This window comes from Eubacterium sp. 14-2 (assembly GCF_000403845.2).
Lineage (GTDB): Bacteria > Bacillota > Clostridia > Lachnospirales > Lachnospiraceae > Petralouisia.
Window position 1 is genome coordinate 440,889 of sequence record NZ_KE159567.1, and the last position, 24,419, is coordinate 465,307.

Below are 24,419 nucleotides of genomic sequence, written 5' to 3' on the forward strand. Positions count from 1 at the left end.
GAGGATACTATGGAAAAAATCGGAAAAGTTCTGCTGGATACCGCCTGTTATCCGGGAGAGGATTTATACAGTGACGGGGCTGTGGAAGACCGGATTCTGGAACTGGCCAGGAAGTATCCGGAAAAAGAATATAATCAGGTGATTGCCAGAGAGCAGGACTGGGCGGTACTGTACCATCTGGCCCATGAGAGGGGCAACATTCTGAGCTGGTATCCCTTTGAACAGGGGGCGAAGCTGCTGGAAATCGGCTCCGGCTGCGGTGCTGTCACGGGAGCTGTCTCAGCTTCGTCTTCTTTGGTGACCTGTGTGGATTTGTCCATGAAACGAAGTACCATCAATGGAGTGCGCCATCAGAACCAGGACAATATCAGGATCTGTGTGGGGAACTTTCAGGATATTGAAAAAGAACTGGAACAGGATTTTGACTATGCAACGCTGATTGGCGTATTTGAATATGGCAGAGGTTACATGGAAGGGGAAAAACCCTATCATAAGTTTCTGACCACGGTGATGAACCATATCAGGCCCGGCGGAAAACTGCTGATTGCCATTGAAAATAAGCTGGGGCTGAAATACTGGGCAGGATGCCGGGAAGACCATACCGGAACTTTTTTTGAAGGGCTGGAAGGCTATCACAATACCGGAGGAGTCCGCACTTTTTCCAGACCAGAACTGATTCGGATTATGGAAGAATGCGGATATGAAAATTACCGGTTTTATTATCCCTGTCCGGATTATAAATTTCCCACGGTGATTTATTCCGATGAATATCTGCCCAGGACAGGAGAGCTGAACCGGAATATCTGCAATTTTGACCGAAACCGTCTGGTGCTGATGGATGAAGGAAAGGTATTTGACCAGCTTCTGGAAGACGGGCTGTTTCCACTGTATGCCAATTCATTTTTTGTGGAAATAACAAAATCTCCGGAGCACAGTACATCCGGGCAGGAACAGGTAATTTATACGAAATATTCTACGGAACGGGCGCCGGAGTTTGCCATCCGAACCTGCATTGGAAAAGATGCTCAGGGAGAACCTTTTCTGTATAAAACAGCAGAATATCCTGCGGGACAGGAACATATCCGGTCTGTGGCAGAGGCAGAAAAAGAACTAAGGAAGCTCTGGGAAGAGAAAGATATGCTGCGGCCCAACCGATGCAGACTGGAAAAGGACCGGATATTTTTCGAATATCTGAAGGGGACTACCCTGGAGGAAAAACTGGACAGGCTGCTGGAACAGGGAGAACAGCAGGTCTGGGAGTGGATGGAAGCAGCCTTTGACAGAATACTGGCCGGCACGCCCACACAGGAGTTTCAGATAACGCCGGAATTTCAGCAGGTATTTGGCCAGGTATCTTTCCCGGAACCGGAACCGGCCTTTCCTGTGGCAGATGTGGACCTGATTTTTTCCAATCTGCTTCTTCAAGAAGACGGGACCTGGCATGTGCTGGATTATGAATGGACCTTTTTCTTTCCGGTTCCGGCGGGCTATGTTCTCTGGCGCGCATTCCATTATTATACGGAAGGAGCGGCGGGGAGAAAAAAATTAAAAGAAAACTTAACTTTCCGTGAAAAATTTGGAATTTCGGGAGACAGAGAAGAACAGTACAAAATAATGGAGCAGAATTTCCAGGCATACATCAGAAAAGATTATGTTCCGGCAGGAGAGCTGTACCGCATGATGGGAAAGCAGGCGCTTCCTCTGGGAGAAATTCTGGCTGAGACCGATAAAAGGAGAATTCAGGTGTACCTGGATTACGGACAGGGATTTTTTGAGGAGCAGTCTTTTTTTGTGGACCAGGGATATCAGCAGGAGATTACAGCTGAAATTATGATTCCCCAGGGAGTATCCGGCGTCTGGATTGACCCGGCCCTGAGTCCCTGTATTTTAAAAGATGTGGCGCTGTCCTGGGGTGGTACCCAGGGAGAAGCGGTACCGGTAAAATACACCACTACCGGGTTTGAAATGGAAAAAAACTGTTATTTATTTGACAATTCTGACCCAAAGATTATAATAGAAGAAATCCCTGCGGGAAACAGAAGAATAAAAATTTCCTGGCGTATCAGTGTTCTGGAGGAGGAAACGGCATGGATGCTTATGGACAGACTGAACACCAGGGGAAGGATGAAAAAGAAAGTACGGGGTCTGCTCAGAGGGCAGGAACCTTAAAGAGAGAATCTGTAACAGAGTAAACTGCAAAAGGATAAAGGTATGAGAAGACGAGAACAGTACAAGCATTTATTGAATCTGGCGGCAAACTGCATAATGCTGGCTCTGGAAGCGGTTATGTTTGGATATCTGTGGTATGAGATTTATTATCCCATGCTGGAGAAAGCCAACCGGCCCTGGCACAGGGGAAACTGGGCGGTAATCGGGATCTACATGCTGATTCTGTATTTTTTTACCAGAACCTTTGGGGGATACCGCATCGGTTATCTGCGGATTACCGATATCTGCCTGTCCCAGATACTTTCCATTTTCTGCGCCAATGTGATTGGCTATCTGCAGGTATGTCTGGTGGCAAACGACTATATGCCGGCCCATCCCATGCTGATGCTGACCGGGACGGAGCTGATGGTTATACTGCCGGGCGTATATCTGGTGCGATTTATTTACACCAGGCTTTATCCGCCCAGAAAAATGATTGTGATTTACGGAGAGCATTCTCCCCAGGAACTGATTGATAAAATCAATGCCCGGAAAGACAAGTACAATGTATGTGCCACAGCCAGCGTGTATCTGGGATATGAGGAGCTCTATCTGAGAATTCTGGAATATGAGGCGGTGGTGCTCTGTGATTTGCCCACCAGTATGCGCAATCCCATTCTGAAATTCTGCTTTGATCAGAACAAACGGACCTATATTACGCCGAAGATTTCAGACATTATTCTCACGGGTACGGAGCAGATTCATCTCTTTGACTCGCCCCTGATGCTGTCCAGAAACCGGGGGCTGCCCATTGAACAGCGGTTTGTAAAGCGGGCCATGGATATTGTTCTGTCGCTGATTGCCATTGTGATTTCCTCACCTGTGCTGCTTCTGATTGGCCTGAGTATCAAATTATACGACAGAGGCCCGGTATTTTACACACAGGAGCGGCTGACCAGAGACGGAGAAGTATTTCGGATTATCAAGTTCCGCAGTATGCGGATGGATTCCGAGCGGGAAGGAGCGCAGCTTGCAAGGAAAGACGATGACAGGATTACGCCGGTGGGCAGAATCATCCGCAGAACTCATTTTGATGAACTGCCTCAGATTTTCAATATTCTGAAAGGGGAAATGTCTTTTGTAGGTCCCAGACCTGAGCGGGAAATTATTGCGAAAGAGTATGAGACGGTGATACCGGAGTTCAGTTTCCGCCTGAAAGTCAAAGCGGGACTTACGGGGTATGCCCAGATTTACGGAAAATACAACACTACTCCTTATGATAAGTTAAAACTGGATTTAACATATATCGAGAATTATTCCTTCTGGCTGGACATCAAACTGATGCTGATGACCTTTAAGATTATTTTCCAGAAGGAAAATACGGAAGGAATTGACAAAAAGCAGAAAACAGCCATTCGGAGGCAGAACTGAAACAGAAAGAACACATGGAGATAACACATGGCGAACATGGAGCGTACGGAAAAAGAATGGAAGGATGACCGAATCAGTATCGTAATTCCTGTTTATAATTCAGAAAAATATATAGAAGAAACCATTCAGTGTATTCTGGCGCAGACCTGTCCGGACTGGGAAATTATTTTTGTGGATGACTGTTCAAAGGACAGAAGCGTTCAGATTATTGAATCCCATCAGGCCAGGGACAGCCGGATGCATCTGTACCGGAATAAACAGAACATGGGGCCTGCCTTTACCAGGAATCAGGGAATTGCAAAAGCCTGCGGCCGGTATCTGGCCTATATGGACGCAGATGATCTGTGTGACCGGGACAAACTGGAAAAGCAGCTTCGGTTTATGAAAAAGACCGGCTGTGCATTCTGTTTTACCGGTTATGAATTTGCAGGCCCGGATGGAGTGCGGAATGGAAAAGTGGTTCATGTTCCCAAAAAGATTGACTATAAAGGGGCGTTGAAGCGCACCACAATTTCCACTATAACCGTTATGTTTGACCGGAATCAGATTCCCACGGATGTGCTGACCATGCCTCTGAATGCCAGAGGAGAGGATACGGCCACCTGGTGGAAAATTCTGCGGCATGGGTATGTGGCTTATGGAATTGACGAACCTCTGTCTGTTTACCGGAGATATCCGGGCAGCAGGTCTTCCAACAAGCTGGATGCAGCCTGGGGAACCTGGAAAATGTATCGGGAATGCGAACATCTGTCCCTGATAAAAAGCAGCTATTATTTCAGTCACTATATTTTAAACGCGATAAAAAGAAGAGTGTAATCTCAAACTTCCATCACATTTACCCGCTACAATAACAGGCGTGTAATTTCGAAAACAGGTATGATTCGGGCAGGGAATAAGCAGGATTGAGGCCGCATTCTTCATTTCATAAAAGTATTGCATATTTGAAAACGGGCATGTATAATGTGAAAGGAGAAAAATGGAACAGACTTTATGGCAGAAAATGCAGAGAGTGAAATGGAAAGACCTGCGGCATATCCTTTTATTTCTGCTGGCATTGCCGGTTTCACTGGTATTTCGGAGATTCCACAGACACATGTGGCTGATCTGCGACAGTGAAAATGAGGCCAGAGATAACGGGTACTGGCTGTTTCGCCATATCGTGAAACACCATCCGGAGCAGCCGGTGGTCTATGCTATCAACAGGCGTTCTCCGGATTATCGAAGGGTGGCCAGACTGGGAAAAGTCATACAGTTTGGCAGTTTTACCCACTGGATATATTACTTATCGGCAGAAAAAAATATCAGTTCCCAGAAGAGCGGAAAGCCCAATGCGGCAGTCTGCTACTTTCTGGAGGTTTACGGGTTTTATAAGAATACCAGAATTTTTCTGCAGCACGGAATCACCAAGGATGATATGGAGTTTCTGTATTATAAACATACCAGAATGCGTCTGTTTGTCTGTGCCGTGGAGCGGGAATATCAATATGTGAAAAGCCGGTTTGGGTATCCAAAGGGATGGGTACGGAAACTGGGCTTCTGCCGGTTTGACAATCTGAGAGATACCAGTGAGGGAAAGCGGCAGATTCTGGTGATGCCAACCTGGAGAAACTGGATCGGAATTACCACCTCGAAGTCCTATCAGTATGAAAACGTGGATGATTTCACCAGTACGGAATATTATAAGAACTGGAATGGTTTTCTGAACAGCCCTGTACTCCGGGAAATGCTTGAAAAATTTAATGCAGAATTAGTTTTTTATCCCCACAGGGAAATGCAGAAATATGCAGCGTATTTTTATCCGGAGCATCCGAAAATCAGAGTGGCGAAGTGGCCGGAGTACGATGTACAGGAACTGCTAAAGGAATCTGGTCTTCTGATTACGGATTATTCCAGTATTGCCATGGATTTTGCCTATATGAAGAAACCCCTGCTCTATTTCCAGTTTGATTATGAGATGTACCGGAAGGGACATTACCCGGAAGGATACTTCAGTTATGAAAAAGATGGGTTCGGCAAAGTCTGCAGGACGCCGGAACTTCTGTTTCAGGAAATGGAGAAAATTCTGGAGGAAGATTTCAGAATGGAGGAATCATACCGAAGGCGTGCGGAGGAGTTTTACGAGACTTTTGACGCCGGAAACTGTGAGAGGAATTACCAGGCCATCAGGAAACTGTAAAGCCGGGGTGCAGAGGTGAGAGATGAAAAGATTTATTGAAGATTTTAAGAAGCATTACAAATACAGTGTTTATTCCGCAAAGTCGGAGCTGAAATCAGAAATTGCCAATTCCCATCTGAGCTGGCTGTGGTGGATTTTAGACCCCCTGCTCTTTATGATGGTGTATACCTTTATATCTGTGATTGTATTCCGGACATCAGAGCCTTATTTTCCGGTATTTGTATTTATCGGCCTGTCCAGCTGGAAGTTTTTTGAAAAAACGGTCAAACAGAGTGTGAAGCTGGTGAGTTCCAACAGCTCCATTGTGTCCAAGGTATATCTGCCCAAGCATATTCTGATTTTTGTAAAAATGTATGCCAATGGCTTTAAAATGGCTGTTTCCTTTGTCCTGGTTGTGATTATGATGTTTGTTTACCGGGTGCCCCTCAGCCTGAATATTCTCTATATTATACCCATATTTATCACCCTGATTATGTTTACCTTCGGCGCCAGCACCATTATGCTGCATTTCGGAGTGTTTGTAGAGGACCTGTCCAATGTAATCAATGTGTTGTTAAAGCTGGTATTTTATATGTCCGGAATTTTTTATTCCATCAGCAACCGGGTGAAAGAGCCTTACGGTTCTCTTTTGCTGAAACTGAATCCCATGGCCCTGTTTTTAGACGACCTGCGGGCATCCATGCTGTACTGCGAGACGCCCCACCGGAAGCTGCTGCTGTTCTGGTTTCTGGCCAGTTGTCTGGTATCTGCCATCGGAATAAGAATCATATATAAATACGAGAACAGTTATGTGAAGGTGATTTAATATGGAAAACAGCAGGAACAGTAATGAGAATAATATTGTAATTGACGTAAAAGATTTAAAAATCCGTTATCGCTGTCTGAATAAAATGTCAATCCGAAAGAGCCTTTTGAGCCTCAAAAAAAGTAAAATCGAGATTTTTGAGGCAGTGCGGGGCATTTCCTTCCAGGTTCCCAAAGGAGAAATTATGGGAATCGTGGGAAAGAACGGAAGCGGGAAATCCACCCTGCTGCGGGCCATTGCGGGGGTGTTTTCACCGGATGAGGGAAGTATTGACCTCCATGGACATTCCGTGTCCCTTCTGTCCATCGGCGTAGGTTTTCAGAAGAAACTTACCGGCCGGGAAAATATATATCTCTCTGGTATGCTGCTGGGATTTTCGGAAGACGAGATAGACAGTAAGATAGAAGAAATTATAGAATTTTCGGAACTGGGAGATTTTATCAACCGGCCGGTGAAAACATACTCCAGCGGTATGTATTCCAAACTGGCATTTTCCATTACAGCCATTCTGGAGACGGAAGTGATTCTCATAGATGAAGTGCTGAGTGTGGGAGATTCCAAATTCAAGAAAAAAAGTTATAAGAAAATGCAGCAGCTTATCACCAATGAGGACCGGACGGTAATTATCGTGTCCCATAACAATGATACCCTGAATAAGCTGTGCAACAGTATTTTATGGCTTCATGAAGGAAAGATAAAGATGCAGGGAAGCCCCGGTGAAGTGCTGGAGGCTTATGAAGAATTCATGTCATAAACTTTGAATGGGAAAGGCGGCGGAAACATGCAGAAAAGTGTACTGGAATATCTGGAAAACTCCGCAGAGAAATTTCCGGATAAAATTGTATTTGCAGACGAGGCAGAGGAAATCACCTATCGGGATTTTCGGAAGGAAGCGAGAGCAGTGGCCACAGGGCTGGCAAAAGCATCACAGACAGCCCGGCGGAAACCGGTGGTAGTGTTTATAGAAAGAAACATCAGGAGCCTGATTGGATTTTTCGGCGTAATCTACAGTGGGAATTTTTACGTTCCGGTGGACTGTCAGATGCCCGCAAAAAGAATTGAGCTGATTTTTGATACCTTAAAACCTGTTGCAGTGATTACCACGGAAAGCACCCGGAAGATCATGGACAGGGTGGAATTTAAAGGGCCGGTTCTGGCTCTGGAAGAACTGAAAGAAACCCCGGTGCAGGAGGAAGTGCTGAATGACATATCCCGCAGGGAAATTGATACGGATCCCCTGTATGCGATTTTCACCTCAGGATCCACCGGAGTGCCGAAAGGAGTGCTGGTAGGGCACCGTTCCGTCATAGATCTGATTGATAATTTTCAGAAAGAATTTGGCTTTGACGACACCATTATTATGGGAAATCAGGCCCCCTTCGACTTTGATGTGTCAGTAAAAGACATTTACTCCACCATCAAAAACGGAGGTACCATGTATGTGCTGCCCAAAGTGATGTTTTCCATGCCGGGAAAACTTATTGACGCACTGAACCGTCATAAAATCAACACCGTAATATGGGCGACTTCCGCACTGCGGATTATTGAAAATCTGAACGTATTTTCCCAGATGCTGCCCCAATACCTGAGAACAGTAATGTTTTCCGGGGAAATTATGTCTAATAAAGTATTGAATTACTGGAGAAACTATCTGAAAGAAGTAATGTATGTGAACCTGTACGGGCCCACGGAAATCACCTGCAACTGTACTTATTACAAGGTAGACAGAAGTTTCCGGGATGAGGAAGTGCTGCCCATCGGCATTGCATTTGAGAATACGGAAATTCTTCTGCTGGATGATGAGAGGAAGGCAGAGGTTCCGACGGGAGAGCCGGGAGAAATCTGTGTGCGGGGCACATCCCTGGCACTGGGATATTATAACAATAAAGAGAAAACAGCCGACGCCTTTATCCAGAATCCTCTGAATTCAGATTATCCGGAGCTGATTTACTGTACCGGAGACCTGGGGCGGTATGCAGAAGACGGAAATCTGATGTTTATTTCCAGAAAAGATTACCAGATTAAACATATGGGCCATCGGATTGAGCTGGGAGAAATTGAGGTGGCCATCAATGCGCTGCCCTTTGTGGAGGCTGCCTGCTGTATTTACGATGAGAAGCAGGAAAAGATTGTCCTGTTTTATCAGGCGGCGGAAAAATGTGACAGAGAACTTCTGAAAAGCCTGGGACAGTCTCTGCCGAAATACATGTTTCCCAACCGGCTGGAATATTTTGAAAAGCTCCCATTGAATAAAAATGCCAAAATTGACCGTACCCTGTTGAAGGAAAAACTGTAAGTGAAACGGTAAGGGAAGGAATGGAAAAGATGGAAATTTATCAGAAGGGAATCATTGCAGGGGGAACCGGACTTTTGTATCAGGCAGCAGACATGCTGAAAAAAAGCGGCCGGGCAGAGAAAATTGAGTTATATTTCTGTAATCAGAACGGTTTTGGAAAAGGAGAAACAGAGTTTCCCTGTCATCAGGTTTCTGAAAAATCAGAGCTGATGGACATGCTGAAACAGGAGACAGAAAAAACCCTGGTATTATCCGTAATGAATCCCTGGCTGTTTCCGGAAGAAGTCCTTGAGAATCCCTGCCTTCTGGTGGTAAACCTTCACCATGCGCTGCTTCCTGCCCATCGCGGCAGAAATGCGGAAGCCTGGGCTATTTATGAGGGAGATGAGAAAGCCGGAATTACCTGGCACAAAGTAGACGCCGGAATTGACACAGGAGCTGTTTATCTTCAGAAAGAAGTGGAAATTGACAGCCGTATGACTTCATTAAAACTTTTGTCGAAGCTGAATGAAGCGGCCCTGGAAGGGCTGGAGGAATTGCTGCAGGGAGATTTTAAAGAGCATAAGGCTGATGATTCCCAGGGGACAGGAACCGGAAAGCCGCACCTTGCAAAAGACATTCCCAATGACGGATGGCTGGATTTGTCCTGGAACCCGGAACAGATCAGCCGGTTTCTGCGTGCCATGGATTATGGAGTAATAAATGTATTTGGAAAACCCAGAGTCAGACTGCCGGAAGGCGTCCATGTATGGAAAGCCTGGAAAATTTCCGAGGAGGAAGGACCGGAGGAAACCAGATACGATGAGACAAAGCGGGAGCTTTGCATCCGGAAAGACGGAAAATTGATTACACTGAAAAAGATGAAAAAAATGGAGGAAAATAACAAATGAAAGAGAAATTACTGGAGATTTTAAATGATTTGAGACCGGACGTGGAATTTGAAAAAGAAACAAAATTAATTGACGATGGAATTCTGGATTCCTTTGATATTGTTTCCCTGGTATCTGAGCTGAATTCCGAGTTTGATGTGGAGATCAACGTGATGGATTTAGAGCCGGTGAATTTCAATACAGTTCAGGCCATGATGGAATTACTTGAAAAGCTGCAGGAGGAAGGCTAGAAACATTGGTGCTGTTCAGGGAGTGAACAGTAAGAAAACCACTGATTTGAAGGGAAATGAAAGATGGATTTTATTTCAGTTACATTTATGATATTTATCCTTATACTGATTTGTCTTTACTTTCTTGTACCGGATAAGTATAAATGGATGGTGCTGCTGGCAGGCAGCTATGTTTTCTATGCATTTTCCGGGATAAAACTGATGATTTTCCTCATTTTTACCACAGCGGTGACCTTTGTAAGCGGCAGGAAGCTGGGGGATATCAATCAGGAGTCCTCGCAGTATCTGAAAGAACATAAGACAGAGCTGTCCAGAGATGAGAAAAAGCAGTATAAAAACCGGATATCACTGCGCAAAAAGCGGATTGTGGCAGGAACCGTAATCGTAAATCTGGGTATCCTGATTTTTCTGAAATATTTTAATTTTATTGCCAAAAATATTAATCTTGTGCTTTCGCAGTTTGAGGTTGCAGAAAAAGTGCCGCTGCTGAATCTGCTGCTGCCGCTGGGAATTTCTTTTTATACCCTGCAGTCCATTGCCTATATTGTGGATTTGTATCGGGGAAAATATCAGCCTGACAGGAATTTCCTGAAGTTTTCCCTGTTTATGTCATTTTTTCCTCAGATAATACAGGGGCCCATTGCCAGATATGACCATCTGGCCAGCCAGCTGTATGAACCCCATAAGTTTGATTACACCAGAGTGACTCAGGGGTTTCAGCTTATTCTCTGGGGATATATGAAGAAACTGATTCTGGCAGACCGGCTGGCTGTTGCGGTGAATTTTATTTTTGATGACCCGGCGCCCCATGAAGGATTTATTCTGTTCTTTGCCGCAGCCGGATACGGACTGCAGGTGTATGCAGATTTTTCCGGGGGCATGGATATTGCCAGGGGAATTTCCCAGGTGCTGGGGATCGAGCTTGCCCTGAACTTTGAGCGTCCGTATTTTGCAAAATCGGTGGAGGAATTCTGGCGCAGATGGCATATTACACTGGGTTCCTGGATGCGGGACTATGTATTTTATCCCCTGTCCCTGTCCAAAAATTTTGCGAATCTGGGTAAACGGACCAGAAAGATTTTCGGCAATTATATCGGAAAGAAACTGCCCACGTTTCTGTCCATGTTTATTGTGTTTTTACTGGTGGGCGTCTGGCATGGTTCCAGCTGGAAATATGTGGCTTACGGAATCTGGAACGGAGTCATTATTGTGTCGAGTATTCTTCTGGAGCCTGTGTATCAGAAAATGGCTCAGAAATTTAACATTGACACGGAATCTGCCGGGTGGAAATTTTTCCAGATGTTCCGGACCTTTGTACTGTGCAGCTTTGGCCGTTTCTTTTCCAGAGGAAAAACATGCATGAAAGCCATTGACATGTTTGTACGTGCCCTGGCTTTTCCCAATCCGTGGGTGTTTTTCAATGATGGTTTTCTGAATTTCGGCCTGTCCTATAAGGATTATAATGTGATTTTTATTTCAATTCTTGTATTGCTGGTAGTTGGAATCATGCAGGAGCGGGGTATGCACATCAGAGAAAAAATTGCAGAACAGCATATCTGTTTCCGCTGGGTTATTTATCTGGGAGCAGTGCTTACGCTGCTGGTATTCGGCTATTACGGAGGCGGCTATTCCGCCAGCGAATTTATCTATCAGCAGTTTTAAGGAGAACACGGTATGACAAAGAAACAGGGATTAAAAATTGTATTATTTCTGCTGATTCTGGGCATTCTTTTCTTTCCCCTTCTGGGTATCTTTCAGATTCCGGCAGAGGGTGATACCCTTGGTATCAAAAAACGTTATAATGAGTTTTACGGAGAGCCGGAAAATACCTGGGACTGCGTGATGGTGGGAACAAGCTGTGTGGACCGGGAATGGATTGCGCCTCTGGCCTGGAAAAATTACGGTATGACAGTGTATGCCATGAATACCGATGTGCAGCCTCTGTATCTTACCACAAATGTATTAACGGAAGTGCGTAAGACACAGGACATCAAACTGGCTGTGGTGGACGTCCGGGGAATCAAAATGAATTCTCTGAGACCTGACGAGGTCAGAATCCGAAGGGTGACGGACTGTATGAAGTTTTCCGCTAACCAGTGGGAGGCTGTGAATAAAGGCATTCAGTTCCACAAAGCATATTACAGTAACGAAGAAGTGCTTGAAAAACTGGAAAAAAATAAAGAAGAGGTACCGGAGCCCCTGGATGCAGTGGCCATGCATGTTCCTTTTGTGAAATATCATTCCAGATGGGAGTCGGGCCTTCGGAAAATTGATTTTGTGGGTACCGATACCATTGAAAGTACCATGAAAGGGGTTTATGATTTTGAAAATACTCCCTTTACGGTAGAAGAAGTGAATCCCACGTATGTGGTTACGGAACAGGCAGACCTGAACGAACTTCAGACAGGTATTCTGGATGAGATTCTGCAATACGGGAAAGAGACGAATCTGGAGATCTTGTTTATTGCATCTCCCACCCAGCTCAGCAAGAAGGAACAGCCGGAAATAAATGCAGCCCTTGCTTATCTGGAGGAACAGGGAGCAAAAGTCATCAATTATAATACGGAAGAGATGTATGAGGAAATCGGTATCAACTTTTCTGAAGATCTGTATAACCGGCACCATCTGAATTCCAGAGGAGCGGTGAAATTTACAGAATATTTTTCAAAATATCTGAACGACACATACCATTTTCCGGATAAGCGGGGACAGGAAGGCTACCAGGAATGGGACATGGCCTATGAGAACTTTGTGGCTTTTTATGAAGATGGCTGGGTGAACAAGTATACCTATGTGTATCCGGAGCAGGAAGGAGGTTCTGATGAAGGAGACGAAGAGGACGAAGACAGCGAAGACGACAAAGAGACCGGCGAAGCGCAGGAAAATTGATTTTGTGCTTATCTGGGTGGACGGCAACGATCCGGAATGGCAGAAAGAAAAGAATAAATACGACGAAAGCAATGATAAGGGCGACAGTACCATCATCCGTTACCGGAGCTGGGATAATCTCCAGTACTGGTTCCGGGGTGTGGAAAAATTTGCGCCCTGGGTCAACAAAATCCATTTTGTCACCTGGGGTCATCTGCCTCCCTGGCTGAATGTGAACCACCCAAAACTCCATATTGTGAATCATAAAGATTACATTCCGGAGGAATTTCTGCCTACTTTTAATGCCAATACCATTGAAATGAATCTTCACAGAATCAAAGGGCTGGCAGAACAATTTGTCTATTTCAATGATGATATGTTTATCACAGACCACGTGAAACCGGAGGACTTTTTCAAAAACGGGGTGCCCTGTGATGTATTTGCATTAAACTGCATTTATTTCGGGAAGAAAAGCGCCGGATTTTTTAACGGGAATGATCTGGAGCTGATTAATATTCACTTTGATAAAAAAGAATGTTTCAAAAAGAATTTCATGAAATGGTATCATCCCATCAATGGATGGAAAAGCCTGGTCCGCACTACCATGCTGATGATCTGGCCCTGGTTTCCGGGATTTTATTACAGTCACCTTCCCAGTAATTTTCTGAAGAGTACCTACAAAGAGGTATGGGGGCTGGAAGAGGAGACCCTTCGGGCTACCTGTATGGATAAATTCCGCACCAAGTCAAATGTCAACCAGTGGCTGATTAAGTTCTGGCAGCTTGCCAGCGGAAACTTTATTCCCCGTTCCATGAAAATCGGCCGATGCTTCCATATCAAAGAACGAAATTATGATCTGGCTGTGGATTCGGTGCGGGAAGGCAGATATAAACTGATTTGCATCAACGATACTATTTATACGGAAGACTTTGAGAAGAAGAAACGGGAAGTGCAGGAGGCATTTCAGAAGCTGCTGCCGGAAAAATCCGGTTTTGAGCTATAGGAGAAGAGATTTTGAGTAAAATTTGTGTGGAATTTCAGGATAATGTATTGAAAATCCGGTGTGTCAGAACCAGGATAACCCCGGAGGATACAGAGACTGTCAGCGTAAATGGGATCGAGTTCGGCAGAAAGTACAGAACCAATATGCCGGTCAGAAACAAATCTCAGAAAAATAAAATCTTTTATATGGAGCCGGTGCAGATTGAAGTGAAAAATGCTGCCAGCCTGCCCATACTGGCAGAAGGCGCAAAGGATGTATCGGTACTGGCGGTCTGGTCCAATGACAAATATATTTACTATGGTTATCTTCTGAGGAGCAGCGTATACAAGGAAATTATAAAGTTTTCTTATAAAGTCCTTTATCTGGGGCTGAGCAGACGATATCTGTCTCTCTGGATGATTGGATATTTTCAGACCGGATCTGAGATTCCCATTCAGGGTCAGCGGTTTTATATTGACGAAAACAATTATCAGGAATCCACCATGAAGACAGATTCAGCTCTGATTCCTAAATGGAAGCTGCTTTTGCAGCATAATTTCCAACATTTTAAAATCCCGTTGGATTCTCTGCTGTCAGAGGATACCCAGATAAACAATATGCTGAATATTATGTTGAAAGTGGACGGGCTGGAACTGGATTACCGTCTGGGCAAAAAGTTCAGAAACCGCCTGGCAAATATCCGTCATTATTATGCACCTTATAAAAGCCGGTATCTGAAAGACTTTGCCGTTCATGTCAGAAGAACGGACCGGGGAAATTTTTCTATCGTAAAGCGGCCCAAAGAGGAAGTGGAAAAACGTCTCTGGTTTAAAATTATGGAGAGCAGAGGAATTTCCTGGCTTCTGTATCACCTGGGAAAATGGCGGGGGAAACATGGGAAAAATGTGAACCTGTTTTATGAAAAATTTTCAGAAAAGGCGGAGGAAGGAGCTTTTGATTTGTTTCTTATGGCCAGAGACAGCCAATCCTCCCGAAATTACTATATCATTGACGAGCACTCTGAAGATTATCAGCGGATCAGAGGGGAAAAGAACGTGGTTCGGAAATATTCTCTGAAATATTACTGGCTGCTGTACCGGGTAAATTACTATATTTCCACAGAAGCCCCGGCCCATCTGAATCTCCTGCGGTCAAACAACAAATATTTTCGGAAAAGTACCTGTGAACATCCCTTTATCTTTCTGCAGCACGGGGTTACCTACCTGAAATGTCAGGGCCCAACCTCCACTTTTGTGGCAGGGAAGGAAGGAGAGCCTCAGTATATTATTGTGGGAAGCGAGAAAGAGAAAGATGCGGTGTGCGATATGCTGAAACTGCCGGAAGAACGAATCTGGAACACAGGTCTGCCGATTTTCAGCAAAATAGATTACAAACACATCAGTCAGGATTCTCAGGATACCGCAGTAATTATGCTGACCTGGAAAACCTATGAGGAGCATCTGCAGGATTTTGAACAGTCGGAATACTATAAAAATGTAATCCGTATTTATCAGATTCTCAGCAAATATCTGGAACCCTCAAAAATTATTATTGTGCCCCATCCAAAGGTAATGGACTTGCTGGCCCATACGGATATGAAAGATTCTGTGTGGAAGAAACCCATTTCCGAAGTTCTGGGTGTGACAAAACTTTTAGTGACAGATTATTCTTCCGTATGTTATAATGTATTTTACCAGGGTGCCGGGGTGGTATTTTACCAGCCTGATCTGGAATTATATGAAATGGAAAGCGGCAGGCTGATTCCCTCAGATGACGAATACATTGGTGCCAGAGTGTTTGACCTGAAGGCTCTGGAGGAGACATTGCAGAATATTATTCAGGATGGCAGGATTATTCTGGATAAAGCGCGGACTTCCAGAGACGAAGCGTGCTATCAGACCATCAATGAATTCAGCGACGGGAAAAATCTGACGCGGATTTACCAGAAACTGGTAAAGAAAAAGATTGTATAGTGAAAGGAGAAACAGGTTATGAAAAAGCGTGTGCTGGTTGCTTTACTGTGTATCAGTGTGGGAATTTCAGGACCAATGGGAGTACCGGTGGCAGAAGCGTCTGTGGTGAATCCGGAACAGACGGAGGAAAATGTGATTTCCGGTTCAGAGGAACTTCCGGAACAGGAAGATATTTCTGACGTGGAAACAGAGGATGCTTCAGAAGAAACAGCAGATGAAGAGGCAGCAGAACCTGAAAATACTGTATTGCCGGAAGTGACAGAACAGGAAGAGATCACTCTTCCGCGGCAGGCAGAGCCGGAAGTGACAGAAGAGGCTGCAAAGAGTACAGAGGAGACTCTGGAAATGGAGAAAATTTCCAGATTTTCAGAAAATGCTCCGGAAGCGGTCATGACTGACGTAAAAGGAGCAAATACAGTTACTCTGAATCCGGTACAGAACGCAGATGCAGCGGCAGTTCTGGAGGCTGCTCTGAAAGAAGTGGAAAAAAGCGGAACCACAGAAGTGACCACCATTGTCATTCCTGCAGGTACTTATAAATGGAACGAGGCTGTCAGCCTGGTATCCAATGTAAATATTGTAGCAACGGGAGCCACAATCAATGCTTCTGCAAACATAGATACCATGCTGCGGACAGTTTCCGGCAGAAATACATCAAACGTTACGGTGGAAGGCGGAACCTGGAACTGCGGGAAAAAGGCAGAGAGCGGATTCATATTTTACACCGGTAAAAATATTACCCTGAAAAACTGTACGGTAAATAACGGAAAAGGGAACGGTGTCCGGATTGGGGACAGTAGTATCACCCTTGTGGAAGGCTGTACCGTCAGCGGAAATGCCGGCAGCGGTATCTATGCCACTGGAAATACGGTGATTTCTGCCATAAAGGGATGTACCATTTCTTCTAACGGAGCCACCGGAATGACAGCCAGCGGAATTACCGTCAGTGAACTGTCCAATACTGTTTTTTCCGGAAACGGAGAGCATGGGCTGGCAGTGTATAACAAGGCAAAGGCCAACAATATTGTCGGTGTGAAGGCAGAAAAAAATAAAGAACACGGAATTGCTGTTACCGGAGATTCCCAGATAAAAATTGCCGGCGCCACAGCAGAGGGCAATACTAAAAACGGGGTGTCCATTACCGGTGATAAGAGCAAGGCAGTGATTGAAGGCCTTACCACCATGAAAAATAAAGGCACAGGAATTGCTTTTTCCAAGTGCGGCGAAAGCGTATTCAAAAATTCCAAAGTTACTTACAATGGCGGGCACGGCGTTACCATTTCCGATACCGTAGTGGATATGGCCTGTACGAAACAGACTGCCAATACAGTGGAAAACAATGACTGGAGCGGTGTTTCCATTACCGGAAAAGACTCCAAAGTTACGATTAAATATGGTAATTACAGCAAGAACGGACGTAATCCCAAATCTTCTTCCGAAGGAGAATCCGGCCATGGCGTAGGTGTGTTCTCAGGAGCAACACTGGTGTTAAAAGAGGCCACAATGAAAGACAATTCCGTATGCGGTGTGTCTCCTTTTGGTGCCGGCACTTCTGCCACCATTGAAAAATGTGTGATTCAGGACAACGGAAGACATGGCATAGGCGGAAGAAAATCCGTTACCCTCACAGTAAAAGGAAATACCATTAAAGACAATAAGAATCATGGTATCATGGTAAACGACAAGAGTAACGGAAAGAACATAGAGAACAATGAAATCAGCGGCAACAAACAGTGCGGAATCTGTGTTGGAGTAAGATCTAAAGCTACTGTTAAGAATAATAACATCAGCAAATCCGGACAGAATGCCATTTATGTGTATGACAAGTCCAAAGCCACCATTACCGGAGGTAAGCTCCAGTCCAATAAAGAGTGTGGGGTTGTGACAGATAAAAATGCTGATGTTACCGTAAAAAAAGTCAATATCAGCAAAAATAAAATTTACGGAATGAATATCAAGGGCGGAAAAGCAAAGGTTCAGTCCTGCACCATCAGCAGCAATAAGAGTTCCGGAATTCAGATAAAGGCAAAGGCAAAAGTGTCCGAATTGTCCGGCAATAAGATTAAGAATAATGGTGAATACGGTATTTACTGCAAGGAAGCCTCTGTTACTAAAATAGAGAAAAACACCATTACGGGACACAAAAAATACGGAATTGTTCTGTATCCCGGTTCTACATGTAAGAATATTAAGAAAAACACCCTGAGCAATCCGGCTGCACCAAAAGAGATTGGCATTCAGGGTTCCACATCCAATGTGGGCGATGTGAAGCCGGTAACCATCAGCACAGCAAAGAAGAATGGAACCAGTATTAAGGGTTCTGCTCCTTCCAATGCAAAAGTTTCTGTTAAAATCGGCAAGAAAACCTACAGTGCAAAAGCAGGCGGAAACGGAAGCTATACCATCAAAACTGCAAAGCTGAAAAAAGGAACAAAATTAAAAGTTCAGGCAGCAGCTGCAGGCGGAAATACCGTATACGCAGAAACAGTGGTAAAATAATTTCGGGCAGGTACTGCCGTAAGAAAGTATAACAATGGGGAATCTTCGTTCCCTTTGGCGGAATGGACAGACTGCTCCGTCAGGGGAAAGGATTCCCTGTTGCATTACGTGCAAAAATTTCATCTTACTTCAGAAGAAAGCGGCTGTATACATAGAGAGAAAGGAATTATTGCAATGGAAGCACAAAAAGCATACCAGTATAAATTTACTGTGGTCACGCCTGTGTATAAAGTGGAAGAATATCTGGAAGAAACTATTGAATCAGTTTTAAACCAGACCATCGGATTTGAAGAAAATATCCAGATGATACTGGTCAATGACGGAAGTCCCGACCGCAGTGAGGAAATCTGTCTGAAGTATCAGAAACAATATCCGGACAATATTATATATCTGAAAAAAGAAAATGGCGGTGTCAGTTCCGCCAGAAACGAATCATTTCCCCATATTCAGGGAAAATACGTGAACTTTCTGGATTCCGATGATAAATGGGCAGCAGATGCCTTTGAAATCATATATCCTTTTTTTGAAAAAAATCAGAACAAAACAGATGTGGTGGGAGCAAGAAAACGTTTTTTTGAAGGACGGAATGACTACCATCATCTTGACTATAAATTTGAAACCACAAAAGTGGTATATCTGCAGACTCAGTACGATTATGTGCAGCTTGACGTGACCTCGTCCTTTGTAAAAGCCGAAGTTCTTAAACGTCACAGATTCTGTACGGAATTGAAGTACGGGGAAGATTCTGCTTTTATCAATGAAGTGCTGCTGGAAAAGTGCACGCTGGGTCTGGTATGTGAAGCGCTGCATTATTACCGGAAACGTAAAAACGAAACATCAGCATTGCAGAATGAGCTGAAATCAGACAGCTATTATGTAAATTCACCGAAATATTATCATAAAGCCCTGATAGAAAAATCGCTGGAGCAGTACAAAACCGTGCCGGAATTCATTCAGTACGCTGTGATGTATGATCTGGGCTGGCGCATCCGCAAAGATATCCGCTCTTATGTGACCGATGACAGAGCAGAATCCTATAAAAAGCATATTCAGGAAATCCTGCAGTATATTGAGGAACGGGTTATTATGAATCAGCGAATCATGTATAAAGACGCCATGATTTATGCTCTTTCCCTGAAATATGACAGAGATATCCGCAAAGAAATCATTTACGATATGGGAAAACTGTTGTTCCACAATATAGAACTGCTGAACCTGTCCCAGACTTCCAATATTATCATCCTTACCTCCATGGAAGTGAAAGACCAGACCGTCTGCCTGGAAGGCAGGGTAAACACCTGGCTTCCGGAGGAGGATTACGAAATTTATACGGAAGTCAAAGGTAAGAGAAGCCCTCTTTCCTGCTTTGATTTAAAGGAATTTGATAAAATGGGACTGGACGGAGTCTGCCATAAAGGCAGGGGATTCCGGCTGGAAATCCCTGTGGGCAAAAAAGAATGGGACCTGACCTTCAGTATCTGGTACCGTAATATTTATCGGAAAAAAGTCCGATTTGCTTTTGACAGCACCATTCCCCTGAATGACGAGGAAACCTCTTATTATTATCAGAATTTCTGTCTGATCAGAAAAGATAAAAAAAGATTAATCTGTAAACATATGGGACGGCGGGAACGTCTGGAGTATGAGAAGGCTTACCAGTCCACGCTGGCCCGGACGGGCAGGAAAAACCTGATTCCATTCCGGAAGTGGTATATGCTTTTGAAAGAATTAAAGAAGAAAGAAATCTGGCTAGCAGCCGATAATCTCAGCCAGTGTCAGGAATCTCCCGTTCCGGCAGTTCAGTATCTGTCGGAAAAACGTAAAGCAGGAACACGCATGTATTTTGTCTCAGAGAAATCCTGTCCTGCAGTAAAAGAAGCCGGAAAATACGGAAAAGTCCTGGCATACGGCTCATTCCGCCATAAAATCCTGTTTCTTCTGAGTGATAAAATAATCGTATCCGGGAAACATAAAGATGACATGGATGTGTTTGGAGAACAGGGAACCTATATGAAGGATCTGTACCAGTTTGAAACTGTTTTTTTGGAGTGAGAAATGATTAAGACGGTAAAATGGAGTGTAAAAAACAGTATGGCCTGTCTGTTTGGGCTTATGGTCTGTGTGATAATCACCCTGATGTGTCTGACGAAAAGCATTAATCTGAACTGCTTTTATGACGTGGGAGAGATTTATGATGTGGGGAAAACAGAGCGCACTTATGCAGGAAACAACTGGGTGTATGATAATAGTACCGGATGTATCAATATTTTAGATGATGCTGCAAATCAGATGTTTGCCATTACGGTTCAGCAGAAGAACTGGAATTATCTGTATCTGGAACTGGATGAACTGGAGGAGGAGTCTGACTGGGATATTCAGTTTTTAAATGCAGATTATGAGGCCACCGGTGTCATCAGCCAGCCTGTGAAAAATGGTCTGAATATTCTGGAACTTCCCAAAGAAGAAATTTATGCCATCAATATTGTGATTACAAATCAGAAAGGGCTGACCTTTTCCATTCCGAAGATGCAGTTTCGTGAAAGACAGCAGACCTTTGGCTGGAAAGAATTCTGGATGGTGTTTGCGGTTGTTTCTGTCCTGTACCTGATAATCATTCAATTATACAGACGGTTCTGGAAAAGGAAGAAGACTGAACAGCCAAAAGGCCTGTGGATAGAAGAGGTGCAGAAAATTTATAGTTCCATACTGAACCAGGGAGCATGTTTGCGTCAGAAAGTTTCCTGTAAAGCCATTGTTCGAATCCGTACGGTTCTTTTTTTTGTCTGTTATCTGATTTTGTATCTTATGGTAACTTTACGATGGAGATGGCGGCCGGTTACTCAGAACAAAATGGTATTGTTATTGGGGATCTGTCTGTTTCTGATTGCAGCGTTATCCTGGGAAAAGAGGGAATTTTCTGTATGCTGGAAAAATCCATTGGTATATGCCTGGTTTATCCAGTGGATACTCTGTATTATATCTGATTTTCTTGTAAAGAAATCTTTCAGCCATGTGGGAATTTTTATGCTGACAGCAGTGGGGCCATTGCTGCTCTCCTGGAATCAGATGGAACATCCCGAAAAATGGTTGAGAGATTTAAAAAAAGCTCTGGAGATGTTTTACTGGCTGGCCTGTATCTTTTGCATCTTTTGCCGGCCATATACCATTGGAAATCGTTATATGGGAATATTTAATAATCCAAATACCTTTGCGGGATTTCTTGTGACTGTGAATCTGGTGTTTCTGGATTACGCGGCAACTGGACTTAATGAAAAGAACCTGAAATGTGGGAGGATGATGAGAAATGGAGCAGGAATTGCCAGTGTGTGTTGTTTTCTTCTGCTGACTCAGAGTATTACGGGAACAACGGTATATATTTTTGAATGGCTTTTGTTCTTATGGCGAATGTCAAAAAGCAGGAAAGAAAAAAACTACAGGAAGAATAGAATTATAAATTTGGGGCTTTTGATATTAAATGTTGTATTAATGGTAACTTTAGGAAAATGGTGTCTTATGAAAGTGGCAGGATTATTAAATACAGCTGTTTCACTTCCCGGAGATTTGTATTTGTTGTCAGATAACACTTTTTTATCTATGCATGTATATGCAGCAGGTGAAAAATTACCTTTGTTGCAACGGATTTCCCAGAAACTTTCTGGGAGAGGAATTAATTTTTTTCTGAGCGGCAGGGATGAAGTATGGAAAGTGTACCTGAGACAGTTAAATTTGTTTGGTAATGGCGAATGGTCTGAAGTTGGAGCGATGGGGAAAATGCATGCCCATAATAATCTTTTGCAGATGATGTATGATTACGGGGCTTTTGTTGCGTTGCCTTATCTGACAATTATATATTACAGTATGAAATACAGTTTAAAGAATTTTCTTCAGAATCGAAAAGGGAGCCTGTTTATATTGGGAGCGGTGCTGAATTTTCATGTTACAGGCTTGATGGAGGATGTAATCTCACCATATGCCTTTGCAAGTTGGCTGACTTTTTATTTTGCAATCGGCAGTTTATTTGTACAACAGGCAGAAAAAGTAAGAGGGTGACAGCGATGAAGAGAGAAAAAAAGTTTTATCTGCTTCTTTTTTTTCTGACCGGAATATTATTGAGTGTCATGATAGTCTTTATGCGGCTGGGCGGAGCCATTAATCTGGAAGAATTTATGTCTGCAGGCAAAGTGTACGATTTTTCCCGTTCAGAGCTGACTAAAAATTCTTCCACCTGGATTTACCAACTGGAGGAAGGAGGATACCGGCTTTCAGAGGATAATGCTGTCAACCGCTATAAATTAAATGGGAAAGAAGACGCCTGGGGCTTTCTTTATATTGATGTGGAAAATATGAGCGTGCCGTCCATGGAAGGTATACTGGAATATTACAATGCAGGAAAGGTAAAGGTAGCGGAACAGGCAATTCGTCTGACCGAGGGAAGGAATGCTCTGGAGCTTGCGACAGATGTGCCCATGTACAAAATGTCTATCCGAATTTTAAATGAGAAGGGAGAGTTTCTTTCCCTTTCTTCCATGCAGATTCGGACGGGACCTTCCTGGTATACCGGAAAACACTTTGCAGAATTGTTTGCATTCTGTTTTCTGGGATTTCTGACAGTTTCAGGAGTTTTGCTTTATCTGAAAAAAAAGCTGTCTGTAAACATAAAAATACCAGATGTATACAAACTGGTTGCTCTGCTGCAATATATGTTTCGGCTGTTCGGAGATTATTTTGGAGAAAGAACAGGTGGAAAATTAAAGCCGGGCCAGAGAAAGGCCATGCGAAAACTCCTGTTTGGCCTGCTGTTTTCCTGGATGATCATCGGGAATGTTCTGAACTGGACAAACAGTATGGAAATGTATCGGTATCATGTGTTTGCCTGTATGGTGCTGCTGGTGTTGCTGGCATTGGTTAGCTGGGAGAAGCCTTTGCAGAAAGTATCCTGGAAGACCCCCTGGATGGTATGCTGGCTGTTTTTGTGGGGAGGTATGATAATTTCTGATTTTTTTGTCATAAAGAAATGGGAATTAACTGGACAGGTGATGCTTTTTGCAGGTTCCTTTCTGATTTTTTCCTGTCAGAATATGCAATATCCCCGTGACATGATACGCGATTTCCTGGATGCTCTGGAACTGGTATTTCTGGCGGGAACCGTATACTGTATGTTGTTCCGCATGAAAAGACCGGCTATTGATTACAACGGACTGTTTCGGAGTTCCGAAGAATTTTCCATGTACGGAGCTTTTATGTGGTGCATGTTTCTGGTGGAACTGGATAACCTGATAAAAGAAGATACAGGTCTGTTCAATGGAATGAAGCGGAAAAAAAAATATACGGACGTATCCTATATGAAGTATATCACAGGCGCCGCAGTATCACTTTATTTTGTGCTTAGAAGTAACTGTATAGCGGGCCTTGCGGCGTCGGCAATTGGAGGGATATTAGTTCTGTTTCGGATGTTGGGAAATTTTAAACCGGTGCGGGAGCATACAGGAAAATTGCTGAAATCTACAGGTCTGGGGATAGTTACGGCAATTCTGGCGGTGTCTGTCGTTCATATTGCAACAAAACAGCTTCCACAGTTCTTAAACCTGAATATAACTTATGAAAATGAACATCTGGTGACAGGGGTTTCCGACGAGGACTATATAGACTATTTCACAATGTATCCGGAAGAGGCCGAAGGGGTAAAGCGAAAGCAGGATATAGAATATCGTACCATCTGGCGTAGTTATATACGCAGATGGAATCTCTTTGGCCATTCGGAACAACCCAGGGTGTTTCGGAAACGAAGCCCTGCTTATAACGGATACATTGCCATATCATATGGAACAGGGCTTTTTATTCTGGTACCTTATATAGGATATCAGGCGGCGCTTCTGTTCAGGAGCGGAAAAAATTTTTTTCGCAGAAAAGAATCCTGTCAGGAAACTTATCAGGAAGACAGCCTGATTTTGCTGACCAGTCTGGTATATATCTGTTTCTGTATATGGGGAAATGTGGATATGGTATGGGGACATCCTTTGTGGTTTTCGTTTCATCTGGCAGCAGGATGTCTTGAAAGCCGGTTGCAATTTCAGGAAAATTAAGATACAATTGTGAGAAGAAAATACTTGAAAAGAGGAAA

At 43.8% G+C, this 24,419-nt stretch carries 17 protein-coding genes; all 17 read left to right on the plus strand.

What is annotated here, in order from left to right; translation table 11 throughout:
• Positions 1–9 precede the first annotated feature (9 nt).
• The 17 genes from C805_RS26265 (at position 10) to C805_RS09295 (ending at position 24,381) form a co-directional block, all read left to right on the plus strand.
• Positions 10–2,169 (plus strand): class I SAM-dependent methyltransferase, encoded by a 2,160-nt coding sequence (locus C805_RS26265; RefSeq protein ID WP_016213555.1) that lies wholly within the window; start codon positions 10–12, stop codon positions 2,167–2,169.
• A gap of 42 nt (positions 2,170–2,211) precedes the next feature.
• Entirely contained in the window at positions 2,212–3,579 is a 1,368-nt protein-coding gene (locus C805_RS09225) for an exopolysaccharide biosynthesis polyprenyl glycosylphosphotransferase (RefSeq protein ID WP_016213556.1), read from the plus strand.
• A 27-nt stretch (positions 3,580–3,606) separates the two neighbouring features.
• Entirely contained in the window at positions 3,607–4,395 is a 789-nt protein-coding gene (locus tag C805_RS09230; RefSeq protein WP_016213557.1) for a glycosyltransferase family 2 protein, read from the plus strand.
• 160 nt (positions 4,396–4,555) lie between these two features.
• On the plus strand, positions 4,556–5,755 hold the full coding sequence (locus C805_RS09235; RefSeq protein WP_016213558.1) for a CDP-glycerol glycerophosphotransferase family protein: 1,200 nt from the start codon (positions 4,556–4,558) through the stop codon (positions 5,753–5,755).
• Between the two features lie 22 nt (positions 5,756–5,777).
• Positions 5,778–6,560 (plus strand): ABC transporter permease, encoded by a 783-nt coding sequence (locus C805_RS09240; protein WP_016213559.1) that lies wholly within the window; start codon positions 5,778–5,780, stop codon positions 6,558–6,560.
• 1 nt (position 6,561) lies between these two features.
• On the plus strand, positions 6,562–7,314 hold the full coding sequence (locus C805_RS09245; protein WP_016213560.1) for an ABC transporter ATP-binding protein: 753 nt from the start codon (positions 6,562–6,564) through the stop codon (positions 7,312–7,314).
• A 27-nt stretch (positions 7,315–7,341) separates the two neighbouring features.
• On the plus strand, positions 7,342–8,856 hold the full coding sequence (locus C805_RS09250) for an amino acid adenylation domain-containing protein (RefSeq protein WP_016213561.1): 1,515 nt from the start codon (positions 7,342–7,344) through the stop codon (positions 8,854–8,856).
• Between the two features lie 29 nt (positions 8,857–8,885).
• On the plus strand, positions 8,886–9,746 hold the full coding sequence (locus tag C805_RS25040; RefSeq protein WP_016213562.1) for a formyltransferase family protein: 861 nt from the start codon (positions 8,886–8,888) through the stop codon (positions 9,744–9,746).
• On the plus strand, positions 9,743–9,976 hold the full coding sequence (locus tag C805_RS09255) for an acyl carrier protein (RefSeq protein WP_016213563.1): 234 nt from the start codon (positions 9,743–9,745) through the stop codon (positions 9,974–9,976). Before C805_RS25040 ends, C805_RS09255 begins: the two co-directional genes overlap by 4 nt.
• Before the next feature lie 63 nt (positions 9,977–10,039).
• Entirely contained in the window at positions 10,040–11,638 is a 1,599-nt protein-coding gene (locus C805_RS09260) for an MBOAT family O-acyltransferase (RefSeq protein ID WP_016213564.1), read from the plus strand.
• Positions 11,639–11,650: 12 nt separating this feature from the next.
• Positions 11,651–12,865 carry a hypothetical protein gene (locus tag C805_RS09265; protein WP_016213565.1) on the plus strand — a complete coding sequence of 405 codons (1,215 nt, stop codon included), beginning with the start codon at positions 11,651–11,653 and terminating at the stop codon, positions 12,863–12,865.
• Positions 12,798–13,847 carry a Stealth CR1 domain-containing protein gene (locus C805_RS09270; protein WP_022750907.1) on the plus strand — a complete coding sequence of 350 codons (1,050 nt, stop codon included), beginning with the start codon at positions 12,798–12,800 and terminating at the stop codon, positions 13,845–13,847. The genes C805_RS09265 and C805_RS09270 overlap by 68 nt, the downstream gene beginning before the upstream one ends.
• A gap of 11 nt (positions 13,848–13,858) precedes the next feature.
• A complete protein-coding gene (locus tag C805_RS09275; protein WP_016213567.1) occupies positions 13,859–15,799 on the plus strand; it encodes a CDP-glycerol glycerophosphotransferase family protein in 1,941 nt (646 codons plus the stop codon).
• 18 nt (positions 15,800–15,817) lie between these two features.
• Complete coding sequence (locus C805_RS09280) at positions 15,818–18,298, plus strand: right-handed parallel beta-helix repeat-containing protein (RefSeq protein ID WP_016213568.1); 2,481 nt, start codon at positions 15,818–15,820, stop codon at positions 18,296–18,298.
• Positions 18,299–18,472: 174 nt separating this feature from the next.
• Positions 18,473–20,350: a glycosyltransferase family 2 protein gene (locus C805_RS09285; RefSeq protein WP_016213569.1), complete on the plus strand. Its 1,878-nt coding sequence runs from the start codon at positions 18,473–18,475 to the stop codon at positions 20,348–20,350.
• A gap of 3 nt (positions 20,351–20,353) precedes the next feature.
• Positions 20,354–22,348 carry an O-antigen ligase family protein gene (locus C805_RS09290; RefSeq protein ID WP_016213570.1) on the plus strand — a complete coding sequence of 665 codons (1,995 nt, stop codon included), beginning with the start codon at positions 20,354–20,356 and terminating at the stop codon, positions 22,346–22,348.
• 5 nt (positions 22,349–22,353) lie between these two features.
• Positions 22,354–24,381: a hypothetical protein gene (locus tag C805_RS09295; protein WP_016213571.1), complete on the plus strand. Its 2,028-nt coding sequence runs from the start codon at positions 22,354–22,356 to the stop codon at positions 24,379–24,381.
• Positions 24,382–24,419: the final 38 nt, after the last annotated feature.

Coding starts and splice junctions, on each gene's coding strand:
- C805_RS09245 (WP_016213560.1), top strand. CDS start 6,562: ATGGAAAACAGCAGGAACAGTAATGAGAATAATATTGTAATTGACGTA.
- C805_RS09240 (WP_016213559.1), top strand. CDS start 5,778: ATGAAAAGATTTATTGAAGATTTTAAGAAGCATTACAAATACAGTGTT.
- C805_RS09250 (WP_016213561.1), top strand. CDS start 7,342: ATGCAGAAAAGTGTACTGGAATATCTGGAAAACTCCGCAGAGAAATTT.
- C805_RS09255 (WP_016213563.1), top strand. CDS start 9,743: ATGAAAGAGAAATTACTGGAGATTTTAAATGATTTGAGACCGGACGTG.
- C805_RS09290 (WP_016213570.1), top strand. CDS start 20,354: ATGATTAAGACGGTAAAATGGAGTGTAAAAAACAGTATGGCCTGTCTG.
- C805_RS26265 (WP_016213555.1), top strand. CDS start 10: ATGGAAAAAATCGGAAAAGTTCTGCTGGATACCGCCTGTTATCCGGGA.
- C805_RS09270 (WP_022750907.1), top strand. CDS start 12,798: ATGAAGGAGACGAAGAGGACGAAGACAGCGAAGACGACAAAGAGACCG.
- C805_RS09260 (WP_016213564.1), top strand. CDS start 10,040: ATGGATTTTATTTCAGTTACATTTATGATATTTATCCTTATACTGATT.
- C805_RS09230 (WP_016213557.1), top strand. CDS start 3,607: ATGGCGAACATGGAGCGTACGGAAAAAGAATGGAAGGATGACCGAATC.
- C805_RS25040 (WP_016213562.1), top strand. CDS start 8,886: ATGGAAATTTATCAGAAGGGAATCATTGCAGGGGGAACCGGACTTTTG.
- C805_RS09280 (WP_016213568.1), top strand. CDS start 15,818: ATGAAAAAGCGTGTGCTGGTTGCTTTACTGTGTATCAGTGTGGGAATT.
- C805_RS09265 (WP_016213565.1), top strand. CDS start 11,651: ATGACAAAGAAACAGGGATTAAAAATTGTATTATTTCTGCTGATTCTG.
- C805_RS09235 (WP_016213558.1), top strand. CDS start 4,556: ATGGAACAGACTTTATGGCAGAAAATGCAGAGAGTGAAATGGAAAGAC.
- C805_RS09295 (WP_016213571.1), top strand. CDS start 22,354: ATGAAGAGAGAAAAAAAGTTTTATCTGCTTCTTTTTTTTCTGACCGGA.
- C805_RS09285 (WP_016213569.1), top strand. CDS start 18,473: ATGGAAGCACAAAAAGCATACCAGTATAAATTTACTGTGGTCACGCCT.
- C805_RS09225 (WP_016213556.1), top strand. CDS start 2,212: ATGAGAAGACGAGAACAGTACAAGCATTTATTGAATCTGGCGGCAAAC.